Raw genomic sequence first — 19897 nt, 5'->3', positions numbered from 1 at the left:
CCTTGTTGTTGGGTAGATGACCACCTTCCTGGCTTTCTGGCGAAGCGTCAACTGCCATTTTTTGCAAAAAAAAGTAGACAGGTGCGAATGATAATGATTATTATTGCCATGCATTCAGGGAAACCGTTGCGGTAATCCTGAAAGCACGACATTGCTCACATTGCTTCCAGTATTTCTTAGCCAGCCGCGTGCTGGCTTTTTTTTGCCCGCAATTTACCGCCAGTTTTCAAAAGTCTTTTGAGAAAAGGGGCAGGGACAGCACCTTTGCAGATGCGCTATGGTTGTGAGAGTCACCTTGATAAGGACGAGATTATGACTTTACATTGCGCATTTATCGGCTTTGGTAAAAGCACCACCCGTTATCACCTCCCTTATGTTCTGCACCGCAAAGATAGCTGGCATGTGGCGCACATTTTTCGCCGCCACCCGAAGCCAGAAGAGCAGCATCCGCAGTATCAACATATTCACTTCACCAGCGATATTGATGACATCTTTAATGATCCGCAGGTCAAACTGGTGATCGTTTGTACTCACGCCGACAGCCATTTCGACTACGCGAAGCGTGCGCTGGAAGCGGGTAAAAATGTGCTGGTGGAAAAACCGTTCACCCCAACAATGGCGGAAGCGGTCACGCTGTTTGAGCTGGCGAAAAGTAAGGGCCTGACGGTAACGCCGTATCAGAATCGCCGTTTTGACTCCTGCTTCCTCACTACCAAAAAGGCGATTGAAAGCGGCAAACTCGGCAACATCGTGGAAATCGAAAGCCATTTTGATTACTACCGCCCGGTTGCGGAAACCAAGCCTGGTTTGCCGCAGGACGGCTCATTTTACGGCCTCGGCGTACATACGATGGATCAAATCATTTCGCTGTTTGGCCGCCCGGATCACGCCGCGTATGACATCCGTAGCCTGCGCAACAAAGCCAACCCGGATGATACTTTCGAAGCGCAGCTGTTTTACGGCGATTTAAAAGCCATCGTCAAAACCAGCCATCTGGTGAAGATTGATTACCCGAAATTTATCGTCCACGGCACCAAAGGGTCGTTTATCAAATACGGTATCGACCAGCAGGAAACCAGCCTGAAAGCCAATATCATGCCGGGCGAACCCGGTTTTGCCGCCGATGACAGCAAGGGCGTTCTGGAATATGTGAATGCGGCGGGTGAAACGGTGCGGGAAGAGATAGCCCCGGAAACTGGCGACTACGGACGCGTCTATGATGCGTTGTACGACACGCTAACAACCGGTGCGCCAAATTACGTCAAGGAATCTGAAGTTCTCACCAACCTTGAGCTGCTGGAACGCGCCTTTGAACAGGCTTCTCCTGCCACGATAACCCTCGCGAAATAACCGAAAAAGGCTCCTCATAACTTGTTCACTTTTTTTGAACAGAGGAGTCAATTTTCACCCTCTATGATCGTTGGTCAATTGCGTCCACACTTACTCCATCGAAAACATACGGGGGTAAAAAAGATGATCTTCTTACGCAAAGCAAATGACCGTGGCCATGCAAATCATGGTTGGCTGGATTCCTGGCACACCTTCTCGTTTGCCAACTATTACGACCCAAATTTTATGGGCTTCTCGGCACTGCGTGTGATTAACGATGACGTTATCGATGCCGGCCAGGGCTTTGGTACTCACCCGCACAAAGACATGGAAATCCTGACGTATGTGCTGGAAGGTGCGGTGGAACACCAGGACAGTATGGGCAACAAAGAGCAGGTTCCTGCGGGCGAGTTCCAGATTATGAGCGCCGGTACTGGGGTGCGTCACTCGGAATACAACCCGAGCAAAACCGACCGTCTGCGCCTGTATCAAATCTGGATCATTCCAGAAACCACCGGCATTACGCCGCGCTACGAACAGCGCCGTTTTGATGCGTTGCAGGGCAAACAACTGGTGCTGTCGCCGGATGCGCGCGATGGCTCGCTGAAAGTGCATCAGGATATGGAGCTTTACCGTTGGGCGCTGTTGAAAGATGAGCAGTCTGTCCACCAGATCGCCGCCGAACGCCGCGTGTGGATCCAGGTAGTAAAAGGCGACGTCACCATCAACGGGACAAAAGCCACCACCAGTGATGGTCTGGCGATTTGGGACGAGCAGGCTATCTCGATTCATGCGGATAGCGACAGCGAAATTCTGCTGTTCGATCTGCCGCCGGTATGATGTTGATTAAATAAATGACGCAACCTCCTGGTTTTGGCCGGAAGGTTGCGTGTTGTCCGTGATAAACTGAGGAAATCTCTTACTCAGAAAAAATGTCAGGACGATGAAAAAGAAAAGACCCGTACTTCAGGATGTGGCCGATCGCGTTGGCGTGACTAAAATGACCGTTAGCCGATTTTTACGTAACCCGGAGCAGGTTTCCGTCGCGTTACGGGGTAAAATCGCCGCTGCACTTGATGAACTGGGTTACATTCCGAATAGGGCTCCCGATATTCTCTCCAACGCCACCAGCCGGGCGATTGGCGTGCTTCTCCCTTCTCTGACCAACCAGGTGTTCGCCGAAGTCTTACGCGGTATCGAAAGCGTTACCGATGCGCACGGTTATCAAACCATGCTGGCGCACTATGGCTACAAAGCCGAGATGGAAGAAGAGCGTCTGGAATCGATGCTTTCCTGGAACATTGATGGCCTGATCCTCACTGAACGCACCCACACGCCGCGCACGCTGAAAATGATTGAAGTGGCCGGTATCCCCGTTGTCGAACTGATGGACAGCCGCTCGCCGTGCCTCGATATCGCCGTCGGTTTTGATAACTTCGAAGCGGCGCGGCAGATAACCGCCGCGATTATCGAGCGCGGTCACCGTCGGGTGGCTTATCTCGGCGCACGCCTGGATGAACGTACTATCATCAAACAGAAGGGTTACGAGCAGGCGATGCTGGATGCAGGTTTAACGCCGTACAGCGTGATGGTGGAGCAATCTTCCTCTTACACCGCCGGTATCGAACTGATGCGCCAGGCGCGCCGCGAGTACCCTCAGCTTGACGGAATTTTTTGTACTAACGATGACCTTGCCGTTGGCGCGGCGTTTGAGTGCCAGCGTCTGGGATTGAAAATTCCGCAGGATATGGCAATCGCCGGGTTCCACGGTCACGACATTGGCCAGGTAATGGAGCCGCGTCTGGCAAGCGTGCTCACGCCGCGTGAACGCATGGGGCGTCTTGGTGCTGAACGCTTACTGGCGCGCATTCGTGGTGAGTCAGTTACGCCGAAAATGTTAGATTTAGGTTTCACTTTGTCACCGGGCGGATCTATTTAGTCTGACAAATTTGAACTAGCTCACACTTATTTATCTCTGGCACGAATGGATATTGCTTCTCCGTTACCCCAGCAGGACAATGTTACCGATAACAGTTACCCGTAACAATTCACTCTTGCACCAGTGGGGGCTACCCTTGAGCACGACTAACTTTGACAACCACGTCTACGTTCTGATGGGCGTTTCAGGCAGTGGTAAATCTGCTGTTGCCAGCGAAGTGGCGCATCAGTTACATGCCGCGTTTCTCGATGGCGATTTCCTCCATCCGCGCAGCAACATCACCAAAATGGCGTCCGGTGAACCGCTGAACGACGATGACCGCAAACCGTGGCTGCAGGCGCTCAACGACGCCGCTTTCGCCATGCAGCGCACCAACAAAGTGTCGCTAATTGTCTGTTCGGCGCTGAAAAAGCACTACCGCGATCAGCTGCGCGACGGCAACCCAAACCTCTCTTTTATCTATCTGAAAGGCGATTTCGACGTCATTGAAAGCCGTCTGAAAGCGCGCAAAGGGCACTTCTTTAAAACGCAGATGCTGGTCACTCAGTTTGAAGCGCTGCAAGAACCAGGCGCGGATGAGCCGGATGTTCTGGTTGTCGATATTGACCAGCCGCTGGAAGACGTTGTCGCCAGCACAATTGCAGTTATCAATGAAGGCAGTGCTAAGTGAGTACATTAACGCTTGTTTTAACAGCAGTAGGTTCCGTTTTACTGCTGCTGTTTTTAGTCATGAAAGCGCGTATGCATGCTTTCGTTGCTTTAATGGTGGTGTCGATTGGTGCAGGGCTTTTTTCCGGGATGCCGTTGATTAAGATCGCGCAGACCATGGAAAAAGGCATGGGCGGTACGCTCGGCTTTCTGGCGATTGTGGTCGCGCTCGGCGCGATGTTCGGCAAAATTCTTCACGAAACCGGCGCGGTGGATCAAATCGCCGTCAAAATGCTCCACTCTTTCGGCCACAACCGTGCGCATTACGCCATTGGTCTGGCGGGGCTGATTTGTGCGCTGCCGCTGTTCTTTGAAGTGGCGATTGTGCTGCTGATTAGCGTCGCGTTCTCCATGGCGCGCCATACCGGCACCAACCTGGTGAAACTGGTCATTCCCCTGTTCGCAGGCGTTGCGGCAGCCGCGGCGTTCCTGCTGCCAGGGCCTGCGCCGATGCTGCTGGCATCGCAGATGCATGCCGATTTCGGCTGGATGATCCTGATTGGCCTGTGCGCGGCGATTCCGGGCATGTTGATTGCCGGTCCGCTATGGGGCAACTTTATCAGCCGCCATGTAGAGCTTCACATTCCTGATGATGTTAGCGAGCCGCATCTGGGCGAAGGCAAAATGCCATCGTTTGGTTTTAGCCTGTCGCTGATTTTGCTCCCGCTGGTACTGGTGGGGATGAAAACCATTGCCGCGCGTTTCGTCACCGAAGGCACCAATTTGTACGACTGGCTGGAGTTTATCGGCCACCCGTTCACCGCGATTCTGGTTGCCTGTCTGGTGGCGATTTATGGTCTGGCAATGCGCCAGGGGATGCCGAAAGATCGCGTCATGGAAATTTGCGGCCACGCGCTGCAACCGGCGGGCATTATCCTGCTGGTGATCGGTGCGGGCGGTGTGTTCAAGCAAGTGCTGGTGGATTCCGGCGTTGGCCCGGCTCTGGGCGAAGCGCTGACCGGCATGGGCTTGCCTATCGCGATCACCTGTTTTGTGCTTGCCGCCGCGGTGCGCATTATTCAGGGTTCCGCTACCGTTGCCTGCCTGACGGCGGTTGGCCTGGTCATGCCGGTCATTGAACAACTGCACTTCAACGGCGCGCAGATGGCAGCACTCTCTATCTGCATCGCGGGCGGTTCGATTGTGGTAAGCCACGTCAACGACGCTGGTTTCTGGCTGTATGGCCGCTTTACCGGCGCAACCGAAGCGCAAACGCTGAAAACCTGGACCATGATGGAAACCATCCTTGGCACCACCGGTGCGATTATCGGGATGATCGCGTTTTCACTGTTGAGCTAACTTTGCACACCCTCTCCCGCCGGGAGAGGGTTTGTTTTACCCCTTCATCCACACCCGAATCCCATCCAGGAACATCTGGGTAGCGAGCATCACCAGAATCAGCCCCATCAGCCTTTCCAGCGCGTTAACCCCTTTCTCGCCGAGCAGGCGCAAAAACAGCGACGATTGCAACAAGATAGCCACGGTGCCGCCCCAGGCAATCAGCAACGCAATCACCAGATGACTCATTTGATTCGGATACTGATGGGAAAGCAGCATTAACGTTGCCAGCAGCGTTGGGCCTGCCACCAGCGGGATTGCCAGCGGAACAATAAATGGCTCTTCGCCAGCGGGCAGGCCAGAGCTGCTGCCGGATTCGCTAGGGAAAATCATCTTAATGGCAATCAGGAACAGAATGATGCCGCCAGAGATGGAAACCGTCTCTGCGCGTAAATTCAGCAGGGCGAGGATTTTCTCCCCGGCGAAGAGGAAGATAAACATCACCAGCAGCGCAATGAGCAGCTCGCGGATCATGATCGCCCGTCGGCGTTTCGGCTCGGTATGTTTCAGTACCGACATAAAGATGGGCAGGTTGCCCAAAGGATCCATAATCAGGATCAACAACACGGTGGCGGAGATGATATCAGTCATTCACTCTTATCCCTGACGCAGGCGGCAAAATGGCAGTAATTAGCTGCATTTCTTATGCGTTCGCGATCATTGATTAATTTCACTTGCGACTTTGGCTGCATTTTGTAATGTGGCTATTCCCAGTGGGATACTGGTTCGTATACACAGCACACACCTTCGCAGGAACTTCGCTATGAAAAATGTTGGTTTTATCGGTTGGCGCGGAATGGTCGGCTCCGTTCTCATGCAGCGCATGATTGAAGAGCGCGATTTCGACGCCATTCGCCCTGTCTTCTTTTCCACTTCCCAGTTTGGGCAGGCTGCACCCGCGTTTGGCGGAAGTACAGCAGGCACGCTTCAGGACGCGTTCAATCTGGAAGCGCTGAAGGCACTCGACATCATTGTCACCTGCCAGGGCGGCGATTATACCAACGAAATCTATCCAAAGCTTCGTGAAAGCGGCTGGCAGGGTTACTGGATCGACGCGGCTTCCTCTTTACGCATGAAAGATGACGCCATCATTATTCTCGACCCGGTTAACCAGGCGGTAATCAACGAAGGCCTGAACAACGGCGTAAAAACCTTTGTCGGCGGTAACTGCACCGTCAGCCTGATGCTGATGTCGCTCGGTGGGCTGTTCGCCAACGATCTGGTGGAGTGGGTGTCGGTTGCCACTTATCAGGCCGCATCCGGCGGTGGTGCGCGGCATATGCGTGAACTGCTGACGCAAATGGGCCAGTTGCACAGCCATGTTGCCGCCGAGCTTGCCGATCCGGCGTCGGCGATCCTGGATATCGAACGCAAAGTGACCGCGCTGACCCGCAGCGGCGAGCTGCCGATCGATAACTTTGGTGTACCGCTGGCGGGTAGCCTGATCCCGTGGATCGACAAACAACTGGATAATGGCCAGAGCCGCGAAGAGTGGAAAGGCCAGGCGGAAACCAACAAAATTCTCAACACCGCGAATATCATTCCGGTCGATGGCCTTTGCGTGCGCATCGGCGCGCTGCGCTGCCACAGCCAGGCGTTCACCATCAAGCTGAAAAAAGATGTGTCGATTCCGACCGTCGAAGAGCTGCTGGCGGCGCATAACCCGTGGGCGAAAGTGGTGCCAAACGATCGTGAGATCAGCATGCGCGAACTGACTCCGGCGGCGGTGACAGGCACGTTGACCACGCCGGTTGGTCGTCTGCGTAAACTGAACATGGGGCCGGAGTTCCTCTCTGCCTTTACCGTTGGTGACCAGCTGTTATGGGGCGCGGCCGAACCGCTGCGTCGCATGCTGCGCCAGCTGGCGTAACAGAGTTCACCACCACAAGGGGCGCTACGGCGCCCTTTTTTTGTGCTTTTTTGCCAGAAAGAAGCACAGATGTGTTTATTTTCTCAAGTGTTGAAAAGTGTTGGCTATGCTTTAGACAAGGTGTCGGAACATCTTGCCTGAAGATGGGACGGGGCAGAGAGGATGCACATTTGGTGCTGCGCCGTTCAGGTCAAAAAAGTGTCGCAACCGGACTTACTACGGTGGAAGGTGCGATGCCACAACAACAGGATGAGAACCATGTCCGTTCGTGTTGATAAAGACGTCATTAACGCGCTTATTGCGGGTCATTTTGCTGATCCTTTTTCAGTGCTGGGGATGCACCAGACCGAAACCGGTCTGGAAGTACGCGCGCTGCTGCCTGATGCCACCGAAGTGTGGGTTATCGAGCCGAAAACCGGGCGCAAAGTGGGAAAACTGGAGTGCCTGGATTCCAGGGGCTTCTTCAGCGGCGTGATGCAACGCCGTAAAAACCCTTTTTATTATCAACTTGCGGTCGTCTGGCACGGCCAACAAAACCTGATTGATGATCCCTACCGTTTTGGCCCGCTTATCCAGGAGATGGATGCGTGGCTGCTAAGTGAAGGTACGCATATGCGCCCTTATGAAACGCTGGGCGCGCACGCCGATACGGTGGATGGCGTGGTCGGTACACGATTTTCTGTCTGGGCGCCAAACGCGCAACGTGTCTCGGTGGTGGGGCAGTTTAATTACTGGGATGGGCGCCGTCACCCGATGCGCCTGCGTCGGGAAAGCGGTATCTGGGAGCTTTTCATTCCCGGCGCGCTCAATGGGCAGCTCTATAAATTCGAGATGATTGATGCGCACGGTAAGCTGCGGATCAAAGCCGATCCTTACGCGTTTGAGGCGCAGATGCGGCCCGATAGCGCGTCGCTGATTTGCGGCCTGCCGGGCAAGAAAACGCAGAGTGAAGAGCGCAAACGCGCCAATGAATTTGATGCGCCAATCAGTATCTATGAAGTTCATCTTGGCTCCTGGCGTCGCCATACAGACAACAACTTTTGGCTCAGCTACCGCGAGCTGGCGGACCAGCTCGTGCCTTACGCGAAATGGATGGGGTTCACCCATATTGAGTTGATGCCAGTGAATGAGCATCCGTTCGATGGCAGTTGGGGATATCAACCTACCGGTTTGTACGCGCCAACCCGCCGTTTCGGTACCCGCGATGATTTCCTGCACTTTATTCATACCGCGCATGCCGCTGGTTTAGGGGTGATCCTCGATTGGGTGCCGGGCCATTTCCCGTCGGATGATTTTGGTCTGGCGGATTTCGACGGCACCAAACTCTACGAGCACAGCGATCCGCGTGAAGGTTATCACCAGGACTGGAACACGCTAATTTACAACTATGGTCGCCGGGAAGTGAGCAACTATCTGGTCGGCAACGCGCTGTACTGGATTGAACGCTTCGGCATTGACGCCCTGCGCGTGGATGCGGTGGCGTCCATGATCTACCGCGACTACAGCCGCAAAGAGGGGGAGTGGATCCCCAATGAATTCGGCGGTCGTGAAAACCTGGAAGCCATTGAGTTTTTACGCAATACCAACCGTATCCTCGGCGAGCAGGCGCCCGGTGCCGTTAGCATGGCAGAAGAGTCTACCGATTTCGCTGGCGTCTCGCGCCCACCGTCGCTAGGCGGGCTGGGCTTCTGGTACAAATGGAACCTCGGCTGGATGCACGACACGCTGGATTACATGAAGCTTGATCCGGTGTACCGCAAGTACCACCACGACAAGATGACCTTCGGGATTCTCTATAACTACACCGAAAACTTTATTCTGCCGCTTTCCCATGACGAAGTGGTGCACGGTAAGAAATCGATTCTTGACCGCATGCCCGGCGATGCGTGGCAAAAGTTCGCCAACTTGCGCGCCTACTACGCCTGGATGTGGGCGTTCCCCGGTAAAAAACTGCTGTTTATGGGCAACGAGTTCGCGCAGGGCCGCGAATGGAACCACGATAGCAGCCTCGACTGGCACTTGCTGGAGGGCGGTGATAACTGGCATCACGGCGTTCAGCGCCTGGTGCGCGATTTGAACCAGGTTTACCGCCATCACAAAGCGCTGCACGAACTGGACTTTGACCCTTACGGGTTTGAATGGCTGGTGGTGGATGATCATGAAGCCTCGGTGTTTGCCTTTGTCCGCCGTGATAAGCAGGGCAATGAAATTATCGTCATCAGTAACTTTACCCCCGTACCGCGCCCGGATTACCGCATCGGCATTAACCAGCCGGGGCGCTGGCGCGAAGAACTGAACAGCGACTCCATGCATTATCACGGCAGTAACACCGGCAATGGCGGTGTGGTACACAGCGACGCGATCGCCAATCGCGGGCGCGAGCACTCCTTGTTGTTGACCATTCCGCCGCTGGCGACTATCTGGCTGGTGCGGGAGGGCGAATGAGCAAGCTGACGGCCGGAAAAGCGACGCCTCACGGCGCACATGTGCAGAGCGACGGCGTGAACTTTACGCTGTTTTCCGCCCATGCTGAACGCGTGGAGCTTTGCCTGTTCGATGATGAAGGTAATGAACAGCGCGTCGACTTGCCTGGCCGTACCGGCGATATCTGGCACGGTTTTCTGGCGGGTGCGAAGCCTGGCCTGCATTACGGCTACCGTGTGCACGGCCCGTGGGAACCCGCTCGCGGGCATCGTTTTAACCCGGCCAAATTACTGCTCGATCCTTGTGCGCAACGTGTTGAAGGAGAAACGCGCGACAACCCGCTGTTTCACGGCGGTTATGACGCGCCGGATCCCCACGATAACGCCGCGCTCGGTTTACGCAGCGTGGTGGTGCATGAAGCCTACGACTGGGAAGATGACGTGCCGCCGCGCATCTCGTGGGGCAACACGGTCATTTACGAAGCGCATGTCAAAGGATTGACGTGGCTGCATCCGGCGATCCCGCCGGAAATACGCGGCACCTACAAGGCGCTGGGCCACCCGGTGATGATCAACTGGTTTAAACAGCTGGGGATCACCGCGCTGGAATTATTGCCTGTGGCGCATTTCGCCAGCGAGCCGCGCCTGCAGCGGCTGGGGCTGTCTAATTACTGGGGCTATAACCCGCTGGCGCTGTTTGCGCTGGAACCCCGCTACGCCAGTAACCCGGCGCAGGCGATTACTGAGTTTCGCGATGCGGTAAAAGCGCTGCATCGGGCGGGGATCGAAGTGATCCTCGATATCGTCCTCAACCATAGTGCGGAAAGCGATCTCGACGGACCGACCTTCTCTCTGCGCGGTATCGACAACCGGAGTTATTACTGGGTTCGCGAGGATGGCGATTACCACAACTGGACCGGCTGTGGTAACACGCTCAATTTGAACAACGCCGAGGTGGTGGATTACGCGCACGCCTGCCTGCGTTATTGGGTGGAAACCTTTCACGTGGATGGTTTTCGCTTTGATCTGGCCTCGGTGATGGGGCGCACGCCGGAATTCAGCCAGCAGGCACCGCTGTTTAACGCCATTAAAAACGATCCGCAGTTGCGCGCTCTGAAGCTGATTGCCGAGCCGTGGGATATCGGCCCTGGGGGTTATCAGGTGGGTAACTACCCGCCGCCTTTTGCCGAGTGGAACGACCATTTCCGTGATGCGACGCGTCGTTTCTGGCTTGAACAATCCCTCTCATTGGGGGAGTTCGCCGGGCGCTTTGCCGCCTCCAGCGATGTGTTCAAACGTGATGGTCGCCTGCCATCGGCCTCTGTCAATCTGATCACCGCCCACGACGGTTTTACGCTGCGGGATTGTGTCTCCTTTGACCATAAACATAACGAAGCCAATGGCGAAGACAACCGCGACGGCACCAACAGTAATCACAGCTTTAACCATGGAACAGAAGGGTTAGGCGGCAGCCTTGATGTGGTTGAAAGACGGCGTGCAAGTATGCACGCGCTGTTAACCACGTTACTGCTTTCGCAAGGCACGCCGATGCTGCTGGCTGGCGACGAAATGGGGCATAGCCAGCACGGCAATAACAACGCGTATTGCCAGGATAACGCCTTAACCTGGCTTGACTGGAGCCAGGTGGATAGCGGGTTGGTGACGTTTACCGCCGCGCTTATCCAGTTGCGCCAGCGGATTCCTGCCCTCACGCGTGACGCGTGGTGGGAAGAGGGTGACGGCAACGTTGCCTGGTTAAATGACGAAGGGCAACCACTGACGCCACAGGCGTGGCAAAACGGGGTGCGCCGCTTACAGATCCTGTTATCAGACAGCGTGTTAATCACCCTCAATGCCACCGCAGAAGTTGCAGAAATTGCTTTACCCGCAGGTGAATGGTGCGCCATTCCGCCTTTTGCCGGAGAGGACAATCCGGTCATCGTCTCTGTCTGGCACGGGCCCGCGCATGGAGTGTGCGTATTTCAGCGGTCATAAAAAAGGAGTTAGTCATGGTGAGATTAGATAAGAACGACCCAACAATGCTGGCGCGCCAGTTGCCACTAAAATCTGTTGCCCTGATCCTGGCGGGCGGCCGGGGGACGCGTCTGAAAGATTTAACCAAAAAACGCGCCAAACCCGCGGTGCACTTCGGCGGCAAGTTCCGCATCATCGATTTCGCGCTGTCCAACTGCATTAACTCCGGCATTCGCCGGATTGGCGTTATCACGCAGTACCAGTCGCATACGCTGATTCAACATATTCAGCGCGGCTGGTCGTTTTTTAACAACGAGATGAATGAGTCTGTCGATCTGCTCCCGGCTCAACAGCGCGTGCATGGCGAAAACTGGTATCGCGGTACAGCGGATGCGGTCACGCAGAATCTCGACATCATTCGTCGTTATCGTGCGGAGTACATCGTCATTCTGGCGGGCGATCATATCTACAAGCAGGACTACTCGCGCATGCTGATTGACCATGTGGAAAAAGAGGCTCGCTGTACCGTTGCTTGCCTGCCGGTGCCCGTCCATGAGGCCACCGCTTTTGGCGTGATGGCCGTTGATGAGAACGACAAAATAATCGACTTCGTGGAGAAACCCGCGTCGCCGCCCTGTATGCCAGGTGACGACAGCAAGGCGCTGGCCAGCATGGGGATCTATATTTTTGATGCGGAGTATCTGTACGACCTGCTGGAGCAGGACGATGAGAATGAAAATTCCAGCCATGATTTCGGCAAGGACATCATTCCGCAGATAGTGAAGTCTGGCATGGCGTATGCGCACCCTTTCCCGTTGTCCTGCGTGCAGTCCGATCCTGATGCCAGCCCATACTGGCGGGATGTCGGTACGCTCGAAGCCTACTGGAAAACGAACCTGGATTTAGCCTCGGTGATGCCAGAACTGGACATGTACGATCAAAATTGGCCTATCCGTACCTATAATCAATCTTTACCCCCGGCGAAATTCGTCCAGGACAGGTCGGGCAGCCACGGCATGACGTTGAACTCGCTGGTTTCCGGCGGGTGCGTTATTTCAGGATCGGTTGTGGTGCAGTCGGTGTTGTTCTACCGCGTGCGCGTCAACTCGTTCTGCAATATCGACTCTTCGGTCTTGCTGCCGGAAGTGTGGGTGGGGCGCTCCTGTCGCCTCCATCGCTGCATTATCGACAGAGGCTGCGTGATACCGGAAGGAACGGTGATTGGTGAAAATGCGGAAGAAGATGCGCGTCGCTTTTACCGTTCTGAAGAAGGCATTGTGTTGGTCACACGTGAAATGTTGCGCAAATTAAAAGCTGAAAGCATCTGATTATAACCTTGCGCGGAAGGGGTCCGCGCGCTGTTTCCCCCTTTCTGGCGTCAAGGCCAACGGGTTTTGAACAGGAGCGATAATGCAGGTTTTACATGTATGTTCTGAGATGTTTCCGTTGCTGAAGACCGGGGGTCTGGCAGACGTTATTGGCGCGTTGCCTGCGGCACAAATTGCCGGTGGTGTTGATACTCGCGTTCTGTTGCCTGCTTTCCCTGATATTCGTCGTGGTGTGAGCGATGCGAAAGTGGTGTCCCGGCGTGAGACGTTTGCCGGCCACATTTCGCTGTTATTCGGTCACTTCAACGGGGTGGGGATTTACATGATCGATGCGCCGCATCTGTATGATCGGCCCGGGAGCCCCTATCACGACACGAATTTGTTCGCCTATACCGACAACGTGCTGCGTTTTGCGTTACTCGGTTGGGTCGGCAGCGAAATGGCCAGCGGGCTTGATCCATTCTGGCGCCCGGATGTGGTGCACGCGCACGACTGGCATGCAGGGTTGGCTCCGGCTTACCTCGCGGCGAAGGGGCATCCGGCCAAGTCGGTATTTACGGTGCATAACCTTGCCTATCAGGGCATGTTTTATGCACAGCATATGAATGACATCGAACTGCCATTGTCGTTCTTTAATATGCACGGGCTGGAGTTCAACGGACAGATTTCGTTTCTCAAGGCGGGGCTGTATTACGCGGATCATATTACCGCTGTCAGCCCGACGTACGCGCGCGAGATCACCGAACCGCAGTTCGCCTATGGCATGGAAGGGCTGTTGCGCCAGCGCCAGCAAGAAGGTCGCCTGAGCGGCATTCTGAACGGCGTCGATGAAAAAATTTGGGATCCGGCCACCGATTTGCTGCTCGGTGCGCGCTACACGCGCGATACGCTGGAAGAAAAAGCAGAAAACAAACGTCAACTGCAAGTGGCGATGGGGCTGAAAGTGAACGACAAAGTCCCGTTGTTTGCGGTGGTGAGCCGTCTGACCAGCCAGAAAGGGCTGGATCTGGTGCTGGAAGCCTTGCCTGGGCTGCTGGAACAGGGCGGTCAACTGGCGCTGCTCGGCGCGGGCGATCCGGTGTTGCAGGAAGGGTTCCTCGCCGCCGCCGCTGAACACTCCGGGCAGGTGGGGGTGCAGATTGGTTACCACGAAGCGTTCTCGCACCGCATTATGGGCGGGGCGGATGTCATTCTGGTGCCAAGCCGCTTTGAACCCTGCGGCCTGACACAGTTGTATGGCCTGAAGTACGGCACGCTGCCATTAGTGCGCCGCACCGGCGGGCTGGCGGATACGGTTTCCGACAGTTCGCTGGAAAACCTGGCGGATGGCGTCGCCAGTGGTTTTGTCTTTGAAGACAGTAATGCCTGGTCGCTGCTCAGGGCCATCAGGCGTGCTTTCGTGTTGTGGTCCCGTCCATCGCTTTGGCGTTTTGTACAGCGTCAGGCGATGGCGATGGATTTTAGCTGGCAGGTCGCCGCGCAGTCATACCGCGATCTTTACTTTCGGTTGAAATAGTTTTCCAGGAATCACTTATATGAATGCACCTTTTACTTATGCTTCACCTACGTTAAGTATTGAGGCGTTAAAACATTCGATTGCCTACAAACTGATGTTCACCATCGGTAAAGATCCGGCTGTCGCCAATCGCCACGAATGGCTGAACGCCACGCTGTTTGCCGTGCGCGATCGGCTGGTGGAGCGCTGGCTGCGCTCCACCCGTGCGCAGCTCTCTCAGGAAGTGCGCCAGGTTTACTACTTGTCGATGGAGTTTTTGATTGGCCGCACCCTTTCTAACGCCTTGCTCTCACTCGGTATCTATGACGATGTGAAAAATGCGCTGGATGAAATGGGGTTCGACCTGGAAGAACTGATTGATGAAGAGAACGACCCCGGCCTTGGTAACGGCGGGCTGGGTCGGCTGGCGGCCTGCTTCCTGGATTCGCTGGCGACGCTGGGATTGCCCGGTCGCGGCTACGGCATTCGTTACGACTACGGGATGTTCAAACAGAACATCGTCGACGGGCGGCAGAAAGAGTCGCCGGATTACTGGCTGGAGTACGGCAACCCGTGGGAGTTTAAACGTCACAACACACGCTATAAGGTGCGGTTTGGCGGGCGCATTCAGCAGGAAGGCAAAAAAAGCCGTTGGGTTGAAACCGAAGAGATCCTCGCCGTGGCCTACGATCAGATTATCCCCGGCTACGATACCGATGCGACTAACACGCTGCGTTTGTGGAATGCGCAGGCGAGTAGCGAAATCAACCTCGGCAAATTCAACCAGGGCGACTACTTTGCCGCCGTGGAAGATAAAAACCATTCGGAAAACGTCTCCCGTGTGCTCTATCCGGATGATTCCACCTACTCCGGGCGCGAGTTACGCCTGCGTCAGGAGTACTTCCTGGTCTCCGCGACGGTGCAGGATATCCTCAGCCGTCACTATCAGCTGCACCAGACTTTCAGCAATCTGGCGGATAAAATCGCCATTCACCTTAATGACACCCACCCGGTGCTGTCGATTCCTGAGCTGATGCGTCTGCTTATCGACGAGCATAAATTCGACTGGGATGACGCCTTTGAGGTGACGTGTCAGGTCTTCTCTTACACCAACCACACACTGATGAGTGAGGCGCTGGAGACCTGGCCGGTGGATATGCTGGGTAAAATTTTGCCGCGCCATCTGCAAATCATTTTTGAAATTAATGATTATTTCCTCAAGACCTTGCAGGAGCAGCATCCGAATAACATCGACTTATTGAGCCGCACCTCGATTATTGACGAATCCAGCGGACGTCGGGTACGTATGGCCTGGCTGGCGGTTGTGGTCAGCCATAAAGTGAATGGCGTTTCCGAGCTGCACTCCAATTTAATGGTTCAGTCGCTGTTTGCCGATTTCGCAGAAATCTTCCCGATGCGTTTTCTCAACGTCACTAACGGCGTGACGCCGCGACGCTGGCTGGCGCTGGCGAACCCGTCGCTTTCACACGTGCTGGATGAAAATATTGGCCGCACATGGCGTACCGATCTCAGTCAGTTGAGCGAGCTGGAGCAGCATATTGATTATCCGACGGTGAACCAGGCGGTGCGCCAGGCGAAGCTGGAAAACAAAAAGCGGCTGGCGACGTTTATTGCTCAGCAACTGAATGTGGTGGTGAACCCGAAAGCGCTCTTCGATGTGCAGATCAAACGCATTCATGAATATAAGCGCCAGTTGATGAACGTGTTGCACGTTATTGTTCGCTATAACCGCATCAAGGCCGATCCCACGGCGCAATGGGTGCCGCGCGTCAATATCTTCGCCGGTAAGGCCGCGTCTGCTTACTACATGGCGAAACATATCATTCACTTGATCAATGACGTCGCGCAGGTGATCAACAACGATCCGCAGATTGGCGACAAACTGAAAGTCGTCTTTATTCCCAATTACAGCGTCAGCCTGGCACAACTCATTATTCCGGCGGCGGATCTTTCCGAGCAGATTTCACTGGCGGGCACGGAAGCTTCCGGCACCAGTAATATGAAGTTTGCCCTCAACGGCGCACTGACGATTGGTACGCTGGACGGCGCGAATGTTGAGATGCAGGAGCACGTCGGCGAAGAGAATATCTTTATCTTCGGTAACACGGCGGATGAAGTCGAAGCGCTGCGGCGCAAGGGCTATAAGCCGCGTGAATACTATGAGAAAGATGAAGAGTTGCATCAGGTGCTGACACAAATCGCCACTGGCCTGTTCAGTCCGCAGGAACCAGGGCGCTATCGCGATCTCGTCGATTCGTTGATTAACTTTGGCGACCATTACCAGGTACTGGCAGATTTCCGCAGCTATATCGACTGCCAGGAAAAAGTGGATGAGCTCTATCTCCATCCGGAAGAGTGGACCACCAAAGCGATGCGCAATATCGCCAATATGGGGTACTTCTCATCGGATCGCACCATTCAGGAATATGCCGAGAATATCTGGCATATCAAACCGGTTCGCTTGTAATAAAAAACCTCTCCCGGTTGGGAGAGGTTTTTTCTTTATTTTGCGATGCCAGCCTTGCGCAGGGAGAGGCTGATCCTGTTACGACGCCAGCGACAGTTCCGCTTTATAATGACGTGTTAACCATTGCGCCACGCGCGACTGCTCTTCCGCATTCAGCCACATGCCGAGTTTGGTGCGACGCCAGATAGCGTCGTCCAGGCGTCTGACCCATTCGTGTTCGACCAGGTAACGCAGTTCGGCTTCGTACAATTCGTGACCGAAATGCTCGCCTAACTCTTCAAGGCTGGTGGCATTCGCCAGTATCAGCTCGCTGTTGCTGCCGTAAGTGCGGGCATAATGGCGCGCCAGCGATTCGCTGATAAACGGATAACGACGGCGCAATTTGGCGGCGTAATCATCACGATCGCCTGCAATGTCTCCACCTGGCAGTACGCAACTTTTCGTCCATGCCGGGCCAATGCCTTTGTAATACGGTGTCAGTTTTTCCAGCGCGTGTTCGGCCAGCTTGCGGTAAGTGGTCAGCTTGCCGCCAAACACTGACAGCAGCGGCGCTTTGCCGTTTTCGTCGTGGATATCCAGCGTATAGTCACGCGTAATCGCCTGTGGTGAATCGGATTCGTCATCGCATAGCGGGCGCACGCCTGAGTAGGTCCAGACAATATCCTCGCGGGTCAGCTGTTTCTTAAAGTGACCGTTATAGACTTTCAGCAGGTAGTTGATCTCGTTTTCGTCGATCTCCACGTGCTTCGGATCGCCTTTATATTCCACGTCCGTGGTGCCGATAATCGAAAACTCATCCATCCACGGAATGACAAACACAATACGCTTATCTTCGTTTTGCAGGATATACGCCTGTTTTTGCGCGTGCGCGCGCGGCACCACAATATGGCTGCCTTTGATCAGGCGGATGCCATACGGGGAAGGCAGATGCATACCGTCATCGAAGAATTCTTTCACCCACGGACCGGTGGCGTTTACCAGGCCGCGCGCCTGCCAGCTAAATTTCTCGCCGGTATCGATATCTTCCGCTTCAACAATCCACATGCCATTTTCACGACGTGCGCTGGTTGCGCGGGTGCGGGTCATCACTTTACCGCCTTTTTGTTCCACCATCTGCGCATTGGCCAATACCAGACGCGCATCGTCCACCCAGCAGTCGGAATATTCGAAACCGCGCACGATTTCCGGTTTCAGCACCGACTCTGAGCCAAAACGCAACCCTTTGGAGGCGGGTAAACTGGTGCGTTTACCCAGGTGATCGTACATAAACAGACCAATGCGGATCATCCACGCCGGGCGCAGGTGCGGGCGGTGCGGCAGGCGAAAACGCATCGGGAAGGCGATGTGCGGCGCCATTTTCAGCAGCACTTCGCGCTCGGCCAGCGCTTCGCTCACCAGGCGAAATTCGTAGTGTTCAAGGTAGCGCAGGCCGCCGTGAATCAATTTAGAGCTGTTGCTGGATGTCGCGCAGGCGAGATCCTGTGCTTCCAGCATCAGCACGGATAAACCACGCCCTGCGGCGTCAACCGCGATACCGGCACCATTAATGCCCCCGCCTATCACAATCAGATCTTTGGTTTCCATGCTGTCCTCATGCACTTTCGTTAAAGCTCAAAAATGTTCGATATCGCTCATAATAGCAAAGGAACGCGCTTTTGGTAACATCAAAAAAACAATTTAGAGTGATATGCATAACATAATGGCGCTAACCCGCCGTCACGACGTACACTTGACGGCAGGATAGCCATTAACTGTGTCAATTAAGAGAACGTCATGGATCACTTTGAGTGTATTAACGTAGAAGAAGCCCACCAAAAATTGCACCAGCAGCAGGCTGTACTGGTGGATATTCGCGATCCGCAGAGCTTTGCGATGGGGCACACGCCAGGCGCGTTTCATCTCACCAACGACACGCTGGGCGCGTTTATGCGTGATAACGACTTCGAAACGCCGGTGATGGTGATGTGCTATCACGGCAACAGCAGTAAAGGCGCTGCGCAATATTTATTGCAGCAGGGCTACGATCAGGTCTACAGCGTGGACGGCGGTTTCGACGCCTGGCATCGTCACTTTCCGTCTGAAGTGATGCACGGCGCGCTGTAGGCATTGCGCTTGTCTTGGGTATACTGTCTTTTTTTGTAGGGACTAAACGACGCCTGCCATGTTGATGATTACCTCTTTTTCCAACCCTCGCGTCGCCCAGGCGTTTGTTGATTATATGCAGACCCAGGGTGTGATCCTCACCCTTCAACACCATCAGCAAAGCGATGTCTGGCTGGCAGATGAAAGCCAGGCGGAGCGCGTGCGTAGCGAACTGGCGCGTTTTATGGAAAACCCCGGCGACCCGCGTTACCAGGCGGCGAGCTGGCAATCTGGCCAAATCGATAGCGGCTTGCACTATCGCCGCTTTCCGCTGCGGGCGGCGCTGCGCGAGCGCGGCGGGCCATTAACGCTGCTGATGTCGGCGCTGTGCGTCGTGGTGTTTGTGATGATGAGCATTATCGGCGATCAAACGATAATGATGTGGCTTGCCTGGCCGTGGGACGCCAGCGTGCAGTTTGAAGTCTGGCGCTACTTCACCCATGCGGTAATGCACTTTTCGCTGGTGCATATCATCTTCAACCTTTTCTGGTGGTGGTATCTTGGCGGCGTGGTTGAAAAACGTCTGGGCACCGGAAAACTGGTGGTCATTACCCTCATTAGCGCCTTATTGAGCGGTTTTGTGCAGCACCAGCTTACTGGCCCGTGGTTTGGCGGCTTATCCGGCGTGGTTTACGCGCTGATTGGCTATGTCTGGCTGCGCGGTATACGTGACCCGGAATCGCAGATTGCGTTACCTAACGGATTGTTTATCTTCACTGTTGTGCTGATGGTGGCGGAGTGGTTCGGTTTGACCGGTTTCGCCATTGCTAACGGCGCGCACACGGCGGGGATGGTGATTGGGCTGGCGATGGCGCTGGTCGACACGAAAAATGTGCGAAAACGAACATAATTATCCAGGGACA

15 protein-coding genes are annotated in these 19897 nt (G+C 54.8%); 13 read left to right on the top strand and 2 right to left on the bottom strand.

The window, feature by feature from the left end; translation table 11 throughout:
- The first annotated feature begins 312 nt into the window (after positions 1-312).
- The 5 genes from IP581_RS21675 (at position 313) to gntU (ending at position 5275) form a co-directional block, all read left to right on the top strand.
- Positions 313-1350: an oxidoreductase gene (locus tag IP581_RS21675; RefSeq protein WP_193821328.1), complete on the top strand. Its 1038-nt coding sequence runs from the start codon at positions 313-315 to the stop codon at positions 1348-1350.
- A gap of 123 nt (positions 1351-1473) precedes the next feature.
- Positions 1474-2169, top strand: coding sequence for a pirin family protein (locus tag IP581_RS21670; protein WP_097399912.1), 696 nt, complete (start codon positions 1474-1476; stop codon positions 2167-2169).
- A 103-nt stretch (positions 2170-2272) separates the two neighbouring features.
- On the top strand, positions 2273-3268 hold the full coding sequence (gene gntR / locus IP581_RS21665; protein ID WP_097399913.1) for a gluconate operon transcriptional repressor GntR: 996 nt from the start codon (positions 2273-2275) through the stop codon (positions 3266-3268).
- 136 nt (positions 3269-3404) lie between these two features.
- The gene (gene gntK / locus IP581_RS21660) at positions 3405-3938 is read left to right on the top strand and encodes a gluconokinase (protein WP_097399914.1); all 534 of its coding nucleotides are present in this window, start codon (positions 3405-3407) and stop codon (positions 3936-3938) included.
- A complete protein-coding gene (gene gntU, locus IP581_RS21655) occupies positions 3935-5275 on the top strand; it encodes a gluconate transporter (protein WP_097399915.1) in 1341 nt (446 codons plus the stop codon). Before gntK ends, gntU begins: the two co-directional genes overlap by 4 nt.
- Positions 5276-5311: 36 nt before the next feature.
- Here gntU and IP581_RS21650 read toward each other — a convergent pair whose 3' ends face one another.
- A complete protein-coding gene (locus IP581_RS21650; RefSeq protein WP_017459552.1) occupies positions 5312-5905 on the bottom strand; it encodes a YhgN family NAAT transporter in 594 nt (197 codons plus the stop codon).
- Positions 5906-6077: 172 nt separating this feature from the next.
- Between IP581_RS21650 and asd the strand changes: the two genes are divergently transcribed.
- The 6 genes from asd to glgP all read left to right on the top strand — a co-directional run bounded on the left by asd (position 6078) and on the right by glgP (position 16892).
- Positions 6078-7184, top strand: a complete 1107-nt coding sequence (gene asd / locus IP581_RS21645; protein ID WP_193821327.1) for an aspartate-semialdehyde dehydrogenase — start codon at positions 6078-6080, stop codon at positions 7182-7184.
- Between the two features lie 258 nt (positions 7185-7442).
- Positions 7443-9629 carry a 1,4-alpha-glucan branching enzyme gene (gene glgB, locus IP581_RS21640; protein WP_086872746.1) on the top strand — a complete coding sequence of 729 codons (2187 nt, stop codon included), beginning with the start codon at positions 7443-7445 and terminating at the stop codon, positions 9627-9629.
- Positions 9626-11602, top strand: coding sequence for a glycogen debranching protein GlgX (gene glgX, locus IP581_RS21635; RefSeq protein ID WP_086872743.1), 1977 nt, complete (start codon positions 9626-9628; stop codon positions 11600-11602). Before glgB ends, glgX begins: the two co-directional genes overlap by 4 nt.
- Before the next feature lie 14 nt (positions 11603-11616).
- A complete protein-coding gene (glgC, locus tag IP581_RS21630; protein ID WP_086872741.1) occupies positions 11617-12909 on the top strand; it encodes a glucose-1-phosphate adenylyltransferase in 1293 nt (430 codons plus the stop codon).
- A gap of 82 nt (positions 12910-12991) precedes the next feature.
- Complete coding sequence (gene glgA / locus IP581_RS21625; protein WP_017459547.1) at positions 12992-14425, top strand: glycogen synthase GlgA; 1434 nt, start codon at positions 12992-12994, stop codon at positions 14423-14425.
- A gap of 19 nt (positions 14426-14444) precedes the next feature.
- Positions 14445-16892 (top strand): glycogen phosphorylase, encoded by a 2448-nt coding sequence (glgP, locus tag IP581_RS21620; RefSeq protein WP_086872739.1) that lies wholly within the window; start codon positions 14445-14447, stop codon positions 16890-16892.
- A gap of 78 nt (positions 16893-16970) precedes the next feature.
- Here the strand turns inward: glgP and glpD are convergent, their stop codons facing one another.
- The gene (gene glpD / locus IP581_RS21615) at positions 16971-18476 is read right to left on the bottom strand and encodes a glycerol-3-phosphate dehydrogenase (protein ID WP_193821326.1); all 1506 of its coding nucleotides are present in this window, start codon (positions 18474-18476) and stop codon (positions 16971-16973) included.
- Between the two features lie 189 nt (positions 18477-18665).
- Between glpD and glpE the strand changes: the two genes are divergently transcribed.
- Positions 18666-18995 (top strand): thiosulfate sulfurtransferase GlpE, encoded by a 330-nt coding sequence (gene glpE, locus IP581_RS21610; protein ID WP_017459544.1) that lies wholly within the window; start codon positions 18666-18668, stop codon positions 18993-18995.
- 58 nt (positions 18996-19053) lie between these two features.
- Entirely contained in the window at positions 19054-19884 is an 831-nt protein-coding gene (glpG, locus tag IP581_RS21605) for a rhomboid family intramembrane serine protease GlpG (RefSeq protein WP_193821325.1), read from the top strand.
- The last annotated feature ends 13 nt before the right edge of the window (positions 19885-19897 follow it).

The organism is Kosakonia pseudosacchari, assembly GCF_015167415.1.
Classification (GTDB): Bacteria; Pseudomonadota; Gammaproteobacteria; order Enterobacterales; family Enterobacteriaceae; genus Kosakonia; species Kosakonia pseudosacchari.
Note: the sequence above shows the minus strand (reverse complement) of the source record. Positions and strands in the feature narration are given on the sequence as shown.

Coding starts and splice junctions, on each gene's coding strand:
- IP581_RS21675 (WP_193821328.1), top strand. CDS start 313: ATGACTTTACATTGCGCATTTATCGGCTTTGGTAAAAGCACCACCCGT.
- IP581_RS21670 (WP_097399912.1), top strand. CDS start 1,474: ATGATCTTCTTACGCAAAGCAAATGACCGTGGCCATGCAAATCATGGT.
- gntR (WP_097399913.1), top strand. CDS start 2,273: ATGAAAAAGAAAAGACCCGTACTTCAGGATGTGGCCGATCGCGTTGGC.
- IP581_RS21650 (WP_017459552.1), bottom strand. CDS start 5,905: ATGACTGATATCATCTCCGCCACCGTGTTGTTGATCCTGATTATGGAT.
- asd (WP_193821327.1), top strand. CDS start 6,078: ATGAAAAATGTTGGTTTTATCGGTTGGCGCGGAATGGTCGGCTCCGTT.
- glgB (WP_086872746.1), top strand. CDS start 7,443: ATGTCCGTTCGTGTTGATAAAGACGTCATTAACGCGCTTATTGCGGGT.
- glgX (WP_086872743.1), top strand. CDS start 9,626: ATGAGCAAGCTGACGGCCGGAAAAGCGACGCCTCACGGCGCACATGTG.
- glgC (WP_086872741.1), top strand. CDS start 11,617: ATGGTGAGATTAGATAAGAACGACCCAACAATGCTGGCGCGCCAGTTG.
- glgA (WP_017459547.1), top strand. CDS start 12,992: ATGCAGGTTTTACATGTATGTTCTGAGATGTTTCCGTTGCTGAAGACC.
- glgP (WP_086872739.1), top strand. CDS start 14,445: ATGAATGCACCTTTTACTTATGCTTCACCTACGTTAAGTATTGAGGCG.
- glpD (WP_193821326.1), bottom strand. CDS start 18,476: ATGGAAACCAAAGATCTGATTGTGATAGGCGGGGGCATTAATGGTGCC.
- glpE (WP_017459544.1), top strand. CDS start 18,666: ATGGATCACTTTGAGTGTATTAACGTAGAAGAAGCCCACCAAAAATTG.
- glpG (WP_193821325.1), top strand. CDS start 19,054: ATGTTGATGATTACCTCTTTTTCCAACCCTCGCGTCGCCCAGGCGTTT.